12 protein-coding genes are annotated in these 12,047 nt (G+C 34.7%); 9 read left to right on the plus strand and 3 right to left on the minus strand.

Features of this window, described 5'->3' with window-relative positions; genetic code table 11:
• Positions 1-37: 37 nt before the first annotated feature.
• The 7 genes from IPH11_09665 to IPH11_09695 are packed head-to-tail and all read left to right on the plus strand — an operon-like array spanning position 38 to position 7,355.
• A complete protein-coding gene (locus IPH11_09665; GenBank protein ID MBK6913909.1) occupies positions 38-1,690 on the plus strand; it encodes a Na+:solute symporter in 1,653 nt (550 codons plus the stop codon).
• Positions 1,680-2,552, plus strand: coding sequence for an HAD family hydrolase (locus tag IPH11_09670; GenBank protein MBK6913910.1), 873 nt, complete (start codon positions 1,680-1,682; stop codon positions 2,550-2,552). Before IPH11_09665 ends, IPH11_09670 begins: the two co-directional genes overlap by 11 nt.
• Positions 2,549-4,759, plus strand: a complete 2,211-nt coding sequence (locus IPH11_09675) for an HDIG domain-containing protein (GenBank protein MBK6913911.1) — start codon at positions 2,549-2,551, stop codon at positions 4,757-4,759. Before IPH11_09670 ends, IPH11_09675 begins: the two co-directional genes overlap by 4 nt.
• Complete coding sequence (locus tag IPH11_09680; protein ID MBK6913912.1) at positions 4,722-5,516, plus strand: tyrosine-type recombinase/integrase; 795 nt, start codon at positions 4,722-4,724, stop codon at positions 5,514-5,516. Before IPH11_09675 ends, IPH11_09680 begins: the two co-directional genes overlap by 38 nt.
• Positions 5,470-5,646 (plus strand): tyrosine-type recombinase/integrase, encoded by a 177-nt coding sequence (locus IPH11_09685; GenBank protein MBK6913913.1) that lies wholly within the window; start codon positions 5,470-5,472, stop codon positions 5,644-5,646. Before IPH11_09680 ends, IPH11_09685 begins: the two co-directional genes overlap by 47 nt.
• 5 nt (positions 5,647-5,651) lie before the next feature.
• Complete coding sequence (locus IPH11_09690; protein MBK6913914.1) at positions 5,652-6,302, plus strand: site-2 protease family protein; 651 nt, start codon at positions 5,652-5,654, stop codon at positions 6,300-6,302.
• Positions 6,303-7,355 carry a hypothetical protein gene (locus tag IPH11_09695; protein ID MBK6913915.1) on the plus strand — a complete coding sequence of 351 codons (1,053 nt, stop codon included), beginning with the start codon at positions 6,303-6,305 and terminating at the stop codon, positions 7,353-7,355.
• Between the two features lie 29 nt (positions 7,356-7,384).
• Here the strand turns inward: IPH11_09695 and IPH11_09700 are convergent, their stop codons facing one another.
• Both IPH11_09700 and IPH11_09705 read right to left on the minus strand, forming a co-directional pair.
• Positions 7,385-8,080 carry a DUF2461 domain-containing protein gene (locus IPH11_09700; protein ID MBK6913916.1) on the minus strand — a complete coding sequence of 232 codons (696 nt, stop codon included), beginning with the start codon at positions 8,078-8,080 and terminating at the stop codon, positions 7,385-7,387.
• 32 nt (positions 8,081-8,112) lie between these two features.
• Complete coding sequence (locus tag IPH11_09705; protein ID MBK6913917.1) at positions 8,113-8,823, minus strand: pirin family protein; 711 nt, start codon at positions 8,821-8,823, stop codon at positions 8,113-8,115.
• A gap of 85 nt (positions 8,824-8,908) precedes the next feature.
• On the opposite strand from IPH11_09705, the gene proB reads away from it, so the two are divergent.
• Positions 8,909-9,997, plus strand: coding sequence for a glutamate 5-kinase (proB, locus tag IPH11_09710; GenBank protein ID MBK6913918.1), 1,089 nt, complete (start codon positions 8,909-8,911; stop codon positions 9,995-9,997).
• Between the two features lie 14 nt (positions 9,998-10,011).
• Positions 10,012-11,265 carry a glutamate-5-semialdehyde dehydrogenase gene (locus IPH11_09715; protein ID MBK6913919.1) on the plus strand — a complete coding sequence of 418 codons (1,254 nt, stop codon included), beginning with the start codon at positions 10,012-10,014 and terminating at the stop codon, positions 11,263-11,265.
• Here the strand turns inward: IPH11_09715 and IPH11_09720 are convergent.
• On the minus strand, positions 11,252-11,920 hold the full coding sequence (locus tag IPH11_09720) for an HAD family hydrolase (protein ID MBK6913920.1): 669 nt from the start codon (positions 11,918-11,920) through the stop codon (positions 11,252-11,254). The genes IPH11_09715 and IPH11_09720 overlap by 14 nt on opposite strands.
• Positions 11,921-12,047 lie beyond the last annotated feature (127 nt).

A 12,047-nucleotide genomic window follows, 5' to 3' on the forward strand; every position in this document is an offset into this window, starting at 1 on the left:
ATTTTTATTTTCTAATACAAATATTTATGGAAATTATTTGGCAACTATAGATTACTTCATAATCGCTTTTTATTTTGCCGTATCAATAAGTATTGCGCTTTACTATTCTAAAAGAAGCAGTAAAAACACAACTGAATTTTTCCTTTCCGGCAGAAACTTGCCATGGTACCTTGCCGGATTATCAATGGTTGCCACCACCTTTGCTGCGGATACACCGCTTGCCGTAACCGAGTTGGTTGCAAAGAATGGTATTGCCGGAAACTGGATCTGGTGGAATTTTGCCTTTGGGGGAGTGCTTACTGTTTTCTTCTTTGCAAAACTCTGGAGACGTTCGGGAATTATGACCGAAGCCGAATTTGCCGAGTTAAGATATTCCGGCAAGCCGGCAAAATTTTTGAGAGGCTTCAGAGCTTTGTATCTTGGAATATTCATGAACGTAATTATTATGGGGTGGGTAAATAAAGCCCTCGTAAATATTCTTATGATCATGTTCAACATTCCTGAATCTGAAGTTTTATTTTATGTTTTCGGTTGTATGGTTATTGTAGCATTTTATTCGGCTCTTGGCGGATTGTGGGGAGTGGTAGTAACTGATGCCTTCCAATTTATAATCGCAATGATCTCGTGTATAATATTATCAATACTCGTTATTAATTCTCCTGAAATAAATGGAATCGCAGGATTGAAGAATAAATTATCCGATTCAGTCCTTAATTTTTTGCCCACCCTTTCCGGCAGCGAGACTATTACCGGGACATTCTCATTAACAATTTCTGCATTCATTGCATACATAGCTATTATCTGGTGGGCTTCGTGGTATCCCGGCGCGGAGCCAGGAGGCGGCGGCTATGTCGCACAAAGAATGATGTCAGCTAAAAATGAGAAGCATTCATTATTCGCCACTTTATTTTTTCAGATTGCTCATTATGCAATTCGTCCCTGGCCATGGATTTTAGTCGGGCTCGCTTCAATAGTTCTTTATCCTGAATTATCTCCTTCTGAAAAGGGATTGGGTTATGTTTATGCAATGAGAGATTTTCTGCCTTCCGGCGTTAAGGGGTTGTTAGTCGCAGCATTCTTCGCAGCTTATATGAGCACTATTGCTACTCAGCTTAACTGGGGCACATCATATATAATAAATGATTTTTATAAAAGATTTTTGAGACAGGATAAAAGTGAAAAAGAATATGTTGCTTCTTCAAGAATCACTACAATTTTATTAATGGTTGTTTCTGTTTTTACAACTTTGCTGATCAATCAAATTTCCGGGGCGTGGCAATTTATTATTGAGTGCGGTGCCGGAGTTGGATTGGTGCTTATCCTGCGATGGTATTGGTGGCGAATAAATGCATGGTCAGAAATTTCTGCAATGATTACGCCTTTTATTATTTATCCAATTATAAAATATTTTGGTGTAGAATTTCCTTCTACACTTTTTTATTTAGTTTCGATAAATACAATTGTTTGGCTGTCAATAACATTCTTGACAAAGCCTACTGACGAAGAAGTATTGATGAAATTTTATAAGAGAGTTTACCCGGGCGGGGCTTTATGGAAAAAAATTTCGTCAAAAAGTTCTGTTCCTGAAAACAATGGTAACTTTTTTCATTTGTTTATTAACTGGGCATTAGGAGTTATTTTAGTCTATACATTTTTATTCGGTTCAGGAGCAATAATACTTGGGAAATAAAATTATAATGACTCACAAAGATATTTTAAAAAAAATAAAATTTATCGTTTTTGATCTTGATGGAACTTTACTGAATGATGATGGCAATATTGGTGAAGAATCAATAAGACTAATCCGCGATTTAAAAAAACTTGATGTCCGTTTTAGCTTCGCTACCGGAAGGCTTCATAATGCCATCACAAGGTTTGTTGAAGAACTTGAGATTGTATGCCCAATTATTTCTTTAGACGGTTGTCTTATTAAAAATCATAAACAAGATAAAGTTATTTTTGAATCTTCCATCAAAGAAAAATATGTTAAAAAAGCTGTGCGCCTCGCGGATGATTTGCTTGTTACTATCGTTTTATGTCATGCCGATGCTATCTACTACACCGAGAACAATTCATCCATCATTCGTATAATGAACAAAGCAAGTGCACAATATCAGCAGGTTGATTCTTATGACAATTACTTTGGAAGTACACTTGAGATAGTATTTGCAGGCGATCAAAAGGATTCGATGAAATATATTTATGACAGACTCAGTTTTCCATACAGCCTCGGTTTAAATACTTCCTTTTACAGATCAAAAAGTAAAGAAAATATTTTCTATGTTGAAGTGAGAAAAGCAGGAATATCTAAAGGCAAGAGTTTTTTAAGATTAATGAAACATTATAAAGTCAAACCGGAAGAAGCTGTTGTCATAGGTGATTGGTATAACGATTTGAGTTTATTTGAAACAGGCGCTTATAAAGTTGCCGTTGCTAATGCCATCCCGGAATTAAAAAACAAAGCTGACTATGTCACTTCCTCGACAAACCATCAGGATGGGGTTGCAGAATTTTTACACCTGCTTCTTAAGGTAAAACTCGGTAAAAAATGAAATCAAAAAGCATCGCAATGAAAAAAGGAAGAAAGCGCGTAAAATTATTAATAGGATTGGTTACAATCCTTTTAATAGTTTTAATGTTTCCACACGGCGAATCAATCGAATCAGAGGTTACCATTGGTTCAATCTGGATACAGGACGATCTTATTGCTCCATTCAGTTTCCCTGTTTTTAAAGACCCGATCAAATACAAGAAGGAATTAATTTCAGCGGAGAAAAGGATTTATCCCGTTTTTCAAAAAAGTATTACCCCAGCCTACCCCGGAATTGATTCTTTAAAAATATTCAACGATTATATTCTAAAATTAATTGATCAGCAGTTTTCACTTAGCAACCCGGAATCAGAGAACCCAACTTTTCTAAGCAGCACATCATTTGACTATCTAAGAAATCTTCGTCTGCAGGAAAGAAATCCTCTGTTTAACAACAAAACAACTATCAAGGAAATTTTTAATACCACAGCATTTGTGTTAAATGAGATTTATAAGAAGGGGATTATTGAACAAACAGAATTAAAATGGAAGCGGGATAGTATCGCAATTCGTACTGGAAACATTGATCGGATTGATCGGGCTGATAAATTCCTTTCTGTTGAATCTGCACATAATCTATTTGTTTCTGTTGTTCAAAAACTAAATATTTCTGACGAACAAAAAAAAATAATTACCGAATACGGTAGTCATTTCCTTCTGTCCAATATTTTGTTTAATGAATCCTTAACGAATGAATTAATAGAGCAAACACGAAAAACAGTTTCAAGATATGCGGGCATTGTAAATGAAAATGAGAGAATAGTTGCAAAGCACGATAGAATAAGTGAAGAAACTAAACTTAAAATTGATTCGTATCGGAATGCTAAAGGTGAAAGACTCGGAGAAGACGGTTTCATTTTTCAAATGCTTGGCAAATTTATCCACGTATCATTCATCATATCTTTACTGCTTATCTATCTGTATTTATTTCGCAAAAAAATATTTTATGATAATAATAAAATTTTCCTCATTTCGCTTATTATCCTGTTTATTTCTTTTATCACCTACCTTATAAATCAAATATACATTAGCGCACCAATACAGCTATTAATTTTTATTCCAGCCGCATCAATGCTTCTTACAATCATATTTGATTCAAGGGTGGGTTTTTATTCCACCGTTATAATAGCATTGATTGCCGGTGCTTTGCGCGGAAATGATTATTCATTTGCTTTAACAAATTTATTTGCTGGTGCGCTTGCAGTTTATACAGTACGTGACATTAAAAATCGTTCGCAAATATTCAGATCATTTTTATACATTCTAATTGGCTACATAGTTGCACTTTCTGCCTTTGCACTCGAACGATTTGCAGGTATTCAATCAATAATAATTGAATTCGCATTTGCCGGTTCCAATGCATTGATAAGCCCGGTATTAACTTATGGCTTACTGATTTTCTTCGAGAGGTTTTTTAATATAACGACTGATCTAACATTACTTGAGCTGTCTAACTTTGACAGACCGTTGCTCAAAGAACTTGCCAACAAAACTCCCGGAACATTTAACCACTCCCTTTCGATGGGAACTCTGGCCGAAGCTGCATCTGAAAAAATAAATGCAAATGCTCTATTAGCACGTGTCGGGGCTTATTATCATGATGTTGGAAAGACATTTTCACCGCAGAATTTTGTCGAAAATCAATCAGGGAAAAAGAACATTCATGAAGATCTTACTCCTGAAGAAAGCGTCAAGCTGTTAATCAATCATGTGAATAATGGGATAGAACTTGCAACACAAAATAATTTACCGGCTGAAATAATTAATTTTATTCCAATGCATCATGGTACTTCGGTAATGACATTCTTTTTTGAAAAAGCTAAAAAACATTATGGTGAAGAAAAAGTTCTCGAAAAGAATTACAGGTACCCCGGACCTAAACCAAATACAAAAGAGACCGCGATAGTAATGCTTGCTGATGGATGCGAATCCGCTGTCCGTTCTATCGAAGATCCCAATGCTGAAAAAGTTGAAAATGTAATTGAGAGCGTGATCAATAACCGCATACGGGAAGGACAGCTCGATGATTCGCCAATCACATTCAGTGATATTGCTAAAATTAAGGAGTCTTTTATTAATATTTTAGTTGGTAATTATCACAAGCGTATCCGATATCCAAAACAAGATGAAATTGAAAAAGGTTCTGAAGAAAAAACACATCCCGAATAGTATTTTTCTTGAGGAATACCTCGGTGTATTGAAATTAGAAAAAAATCTTTCTGCAAATACAATTTCTGCATATGACAATGATATTTCTGCTTTATTGAATTTCTTTGATCAGAAAAATATTTCTGACTTCTCTCAAGTGAAACAATCTGACCTAAATTCATTTTTTAGATTATTAGCCCGCTTAGGTTTAACCGGAAAATCAGCAAAGCGATATCACTCATCATTAAAAGGTTTTTTCAAATACTTATTCAAAAGCAATTACATTCTTAAAAATCCATTTGAAAGAATTTCCGCACCTAAAATTTCCAAAAGCCTTCCAGCGGTTTTATCATTTAATGAAATAGATTTAATCCTATCACAGCCTGATATAGAAGACAAGCTCGGCTTACGGGACAAAGCAATGCTTGAAACTTTTTATGCGTGCGGGCTCCGCATTTCAGAATTAATAAATCTTCATATAGCGGATTTATTTTTTGATGAAGAGGTTATTCGTGTTTTTGGGAAAGGATCAAAAGAAAGGATTGTACCCATCGGTTCAAGTGCTATTAAATGGATTAACAAATACTTAAACAAAAGTCGAATAATAATCGAAAAGAAAGATAAAAGTGAAAATATTCTTTTTCTAAACTTTCGCGGTAAAAAATTATCGAGAATGGGGGTCTGGAAAATTGTAAAAAAATATACACTCGCAGCAGAAATAAAAAAGGGAAATGCACCCGCACACTTTTCGTCATTCTTTTGCAACACATCTTCTTGAGGGTGGGGCAGACCTTCGCGCTGTGCAGGAAATGCTTGGGCATTCTGATATTTCTACTACACAGATTTATACTCATATTAACCGTGATTACATTAAACAAATTCATAAAGATTTTCACCCGAGAGGATAATTATTTTGCCCGACATTCAAATAAGTGAACGACTCATTTCATTTCTAACTTTTCTTCCAATGTTTTTTATTTCGATTACCATACACGAATTTGCACATGCATATTCTGCTTCAAAGCTGGGGGATAACACAGCCAAAAATCTTGGCAGGTTAACTCTAAATCCGTTTAAACATTCAGATTTAATAGGCACTTTGATCATGCCGATTGCATCATTCGCAAGCGGCTTTGCTTTGATTGGCTGGGCAAAACCTGTTCCTATAGATAGAAGAAATTTTAAAAGTTCGCTTCGGGATGATGCGATAGTTTCAGCGGCAGGCCCGTTTGCAAATCTACTACTTGCTTTTTTCTTTTTTGTTTTATTTAACATATTTATAAATGTTGAATTTGAATATCAATCGCAAGTGGTAAACATTTTTTGGTACGGAGTTTTTTTCAATATTTTTTTATTTGCATTCAATCTTCTGCCTATCCCCCCGCTTGACGGCTCTCATATTTTATTTGATATATTTCCGAATCAATTCACGGCTAAAATCGCATCACTTGGTATTTACGGATCAATTATTTTAATGCTGTTCATTTACAGCCCCCTCTGGAAATATTTTATGTCGCTCATTACTTCCGCATTAAATTTTCTTTTATCACTGACAGGTATTTAATTGAGAATTACTTATCTAACATTGATTTCTATTCTTGTTCTCTTTATTGGTTGTGAAAATGATAAAGAAAATAATATTCCTGTAAAAGAAAAGACTCCCGTAGATTCGATTAAAGCTAAATCGCTTATTGATGATTATCATCAATTTTATTTTGTTGGGATGATTGATAAAGTGCCGGGCATCTTTAAATATAATTTTGAAAATCATAAAACAAGAATTGTTTGGTCGAAACGGAGAGAAAAAGTGATTGACCTTTCATACTCTCCTGATAGAAGTACAATATTTTTTCTTACTGCAAAAGAATTTGGGATAGAGGGTACACTACCCTTCGTAGAGCGTGTTAAAGCCTATCAAATAAATACTGAAAAGGGAACCATTACTTATTTAAAGGAAATAGGCAGCGGGTTGCAGGTATTTTCGAGATGGGAGGTGGAGAATAATTACCAAGTTGTTCTATATTCTTTTGACAGGGCAGTTTCTACATATGTTAATCAAAATATTTTTCTTTTTAATTCTTTTGGCAAAACAATTATGGATGAGATAATAACCTACGATCTTACAAAAGATGGTTATCCGAAACCGCCAAAAGCAATATTGAATATGATCTCTCCATCAAAAAAATTTAAGTTGGTAGTTGCCGAAAGTGACTATAATACATTTATTCTAAAAGACATTAAAACAAAAAAAGATCATCAGGTGATGATAACTTCGCAGCAGATTTCTAATGTTGCGTGGAGTTCAGACAGTAAGCTTTTGTTTTTTTCCACAGTTGATATCTCAGAACGAAACCGAACTCTAAAAACTAAAAATCCCGAAACTTCGCAGTTAGTTATTTACTCCACAGAATCAAAAAAAATATTGAAGCAATGGAATGGCGGCGGATTAAAAAGATTTTTTATTGAAAAAAATATCCTCTTTTTCGATTCCGGATTTTCAAACGAGGCAGCACTTTATCTTTATAATTTTAAAGATGGTGAATTTGAGGAAACAATAAAGCTGAAAGGAGGCTGTGGACTCAAATCAGTGCCTGAAATATTAAAAACAATAAAGTAAATGCTCGTTTCTTTTAGCAAAACTTTTCATTACTGACCGGCTATATTATCAACACACCATTTATGAATCGGATGTAAATCTTTAAATATTTTAAAAACAAAATCAACCGGATGGTTTTTTGTTAAATCATTGAAAGAAGTTTTTTCATAACTCAAATACAAACCGCTGTGTAAAAGCAAATGATTGTATTTGTAATCAGGATCAAACCCGCGTGGTGTTTTTTTAAATGTTTTTCCTCCAAGCTTATAATTATTTTTGTTTATTAATTTTGAGATCAAACCAGCAAGAGATTTTGCTGTTTCCGGTTTAGATATTATTTGACGGTAATTTAATAATTGTTCTTTCGTGAACATATACATACCCGCTCCAACAAAAAACATTTTAGGTTCAAGATGGAAATAATATCCGGAGCACTCCATTTTCTTTCCCCTTCCTTCCCAAAAATATAAACCCAGGTTAGTTTTGAATGGCGACTTATCCTTGCTGAATCGAATATCGCGATGAAGGCGAAAAATTGATTTATCTATTTTAGGAATTGCATTAATATTTGGGGAAAGAGTTGATAGTCTTTCACCCATTTCAATTACAAATTGTAGTGACGGTGAAAGAAAATCTTCGTTGAATTTTTCACGGTTGGTTTCAAACCAAACTTTAGAATTATTTTTTGAAAGTTTGGTTAAAAAATTGATGGTGTTTTGAGGGAAACAAAAGTTTTTAGTATTCATTTTTATCTACTTCACTTAAATATTTTTAGAAATTACTTCATAGGAACTTCAATAAGCAGAAAGCTCGAATCTTTCCGTGCATTAATTAAAATGGAATCTGTTTCATAAATACCCACTGCATCTCTTCTATGCAATGTTTCATCTGCAGCTTCAATTGAACCTTCAATTACAAAAATAAATACACCATTACCATTCCATTTTACTTTGTATTCGGAATGACTTCCGGCGGTTAAATTGCCAATGGAAATCGCCGCATCCTGATGAATGTAAATAGTGTTGCTGTTTTTATCTCCTGAGGCAACCGTAATTATTTTGCCGGGTTGTTCTTTCAGGGGAAGGCTCACCTGGTCGTATCGTGGAGAAATGTTTTCTTCTTTCGGGAAAATCCAAAGTTGAAACAGACTGCAGCTTTTTTCAGAGGAATGATTAAATTCTGAATGCGTGATACCTGTTCCGGCGGACATTGCCTGAATTTCCCCCTTCCTTATCACCGAGCCGTTACCCATACTATCTTTGTGTTCAAGTTCACCTTCAAGTATGATAGTTACGATTTCCATATTATCATGCGGATGAGTTCCAAACCCTTCGCCGGCTTCAATTGTGTCATCATTCAAAACTCTAAGCAAGCCAAAGCCCATCTTTTCAGGATTATACCAGCGATTAAAACTAAAGCTGTACCGTGTATGAAGCCAGCCAAACTCTCCAATGCCTCTTTCATTTTGCGGGTGTAATATTTTTTTCATTTTGCTCTTTCTGATTATTTATTCACGTATCTTAAAATATTAAATTTGTATTAAAATTATATTGTTTAAATATCAACCATTCATAATGAAAAAAAAATATAAAAGAATTATAATAAAAATCGGATCAAATGTTTTAGCCTTAGAAAACGGACTATTGAACCTTCGACGTATTCAGAAAATAGTTGAACAAATTGTTCAGCTAAAAAAACAGGGGATCGAAGTAATAATTGTATCCTCCGGTGCCGTAGCGTCGGGTCGAAGTTATATTTCTTTGCCTGATAATTATGACGCTGTTTCCAGGAGACAGGTGCTTGCTTCCATTGGACAGATAAAACTTATCACAAAATACCAGGAATATTTTGAGAAAAATAATCTCATTTGTGCTCAGGTTTTGGTAAGCAAGGAAGATTTCCGCGACCGTAACCACTACCTTAATATGCAAAATTGTATTTCAGTTTTACTACAGAATAATGTTATCCCAATCGTGAATGAAAACGACGTTATTTCAATTACCGAATTAATGTTTACAGATAATGATGAACTTGCAGGATTGATTGCATCAATGGTAAGCGCTGAAGCATTGTTATTGTTAACAAGCGTTGATGGAATATTTGATGATGATCCGAAAATCCCTGAGGCTAAAGTTATTCCAGTTATAACACCGGATACAACTAATTTTGCATCGTTTGTAAATTCAGGCAAATCTACTTTTGGTAGGGGTGGAATGATCACCAAGTGCCACATTGCGAGCAGACTAACAAGTATCGGAATAAACGTTCACGTAGCAAACGGCGGAAAAGAAAATGTTATTCTCGATATTCTTGCCGGCGTTCAAACCGGGACAGTTTTTCCTGCTCATAAAAAAACATCGGGAATAAAAAAATGGCTGGCACACTCGAAAGATTTTTCGAAAGGAAGTGTGACAGTAACTAACGGCGCAAAGTCAGCGCTGCTTTCTGATAAGGCTATCAGTTTACTAATGATTGGTGTTAAAAATGTTGACGGGTATTTTCAACGAGGTGATATAATTAAAATTCTTGACGAAGAAAACAATTTTATAGGGTGGGGAATGTCGAACTTTTCGTCTGAAAAAACTTTACAGTTAATGGGCCAAAAAAAGCAAAAACCATTAATTCATTATGACTATCTTTTTATTAATAAATCTTTTTCATAATAAAACTTTTATCTATGAACGAATACACTTCTATATTCTCAAAGACGCTTCAAGCAAGCAGGAAATTGCCTTTGGTTGATCAGCCAAAAATAAACTTACTGCTAACGGATCTTGCCGACTATGCGGATTCAAAAAGCCATTTCATTTTGAATGAAAATAAAAAAGATCTAATGCTGATGGATGAAAACGATCCTAAGTATGACAGACTAAAACTGACTAAAGAAAGAATTACAGCTATCGCAAATGATATTAGAAATGTTGCTAAGCTTTCTTCACCGCTTGGGAAAATGTTAATGAGCAAAACCCTGCCAAATGGTTTATCAGTTTCGAAAATTACTGTTCCACTCGGGGTGGTGGGTATTATTTATGAGGCAAGACCAAATGTTACTTTTGACGTCTTTTCTCTTTGCATCAAATCTGGAAATGCTTGTTTGTTGAAAGGGGGTAGTGATGCAATCAACTCAAACACTGCTATCATTTGTGTTATTAAAGATATTTTAGTCAAACATCAACTTGATCCGGAAACTGTAAATCTCCTGCCTTCTTCCCACGAAGCAACTGAAGCGATGCTTAATGCCATCGGTTACGTTGATGTTATAATCCCGCGCGGCGGTCAAAAACTAATTGACTTTGTTAGACATAATGCAAAAATTCCTATCATTGAAACCGGGGCAGGAATTGTTCATACTTATTTTGATGAAACTGCTGATCTTGAAAAGGGAAGGGCTATAATTCACAACTCAAAGACTCGAAGGGTAAGTGTTTGTAATGCACTCGACTGCCTTATTATTCATAAAAAAAGATTGAAAGATTTACCATCAATTGCAAAAATGCTTGGTGAATCCGGTGTAGAAATTTATGCAGATGAACATGCATACAATTATTTAAAAGATAATTATCCTGCAGATAAACTTTTTCATGCAAGACCCGAACATTTCGGGACAGAATTTCTTTCTTATAAAATGGCAGTGAAAACAGTTTCTAATTTACAGGAAGCTCTTGATCATATTTCAGAATACAGCTCAAAACATAGTGAAGCGATTATTTCTGAAAATCAAAAAAACATAGACACATTTTTAGTGAGTGTGGATGCTGCCGCTGTTTACGCAAATACTTCAACGGCTTTTACTGATGGTGCGCAATTTGGACTCGGCGCAGAAATAGGAATTAGTACGCAGAAGCTTCACGCCCGCGGACCTATGGCTTTGGAAGAACTTACAAGCTATAAATGGATTGTTGAAAGTAACGGACAGATCAGAAATACTTGACTTCATTTGATGATAATTTTTCATTAAAAAGTTCTTTTAATGAATCTAAAACCCGTGTGCCGGAATTCAACAGAGTTTCTTTTTTCTGATGACCATTTGAAATCAAAATACAGTCGGCGCCAATTTCATTTGCAACATCAAAATCGTGAAGAGTATCACCGATCAGAACTGCCTCTCCCTTTCGAAGATTAAGTTTTTGCATCCAGCGTTTACCAAGTTCAACTTTTCCATTTGCGTAAATATTGTCCAATCCCGCAAACCCGATAAAATAATTTCTTATTCCGTAATGGGTGATTAAATTTTCTAATGGCTGCTGCGAATAGGCAGAAAGTACTGATTGCTTGATATTCATCTTGCAAATTTTATCCAAGAAGTTTTCTGCACCTTCATAGAGTGAACATTCTAATTTTCGTTGCTCATACTCATCCATAAATTGTGTGCCAAGTTCTTCAAAAGAAATTTTTTCGAAATCCAATCCTGCTTTTCTATAATATTCCTTAACTGGAAAAGTAAATATCTCCTTGTATTTCTCAATTGAAAGCGGACACAGATTATTTTCGATTAATATATTATTGATGATGTCACAGCATAAATCAACATCGTTAAATAATGTTCCGTTCCAGTCCCAGATAATATGTTTATAGTTTGATAGCATCATATTCACAAATCATTTTTTCCATAAAGGGATGATTTCATTTTTAATTCACTTCAGATCGTCAGAATATTTGCTTAAATAAAATAAGTCTTTGGTTATAACAGAAACAAAATCTACACTGTTTTAC

The sequence above is a fragment of the Ignavibacteriales bacterium genome (assembly GCA_016709155.1).
GTDB lineage: Bacteria > Bacteroidota > Ignavibacteria > Ignavibacteriales > Ignavibacteriaceae > JADJEI01.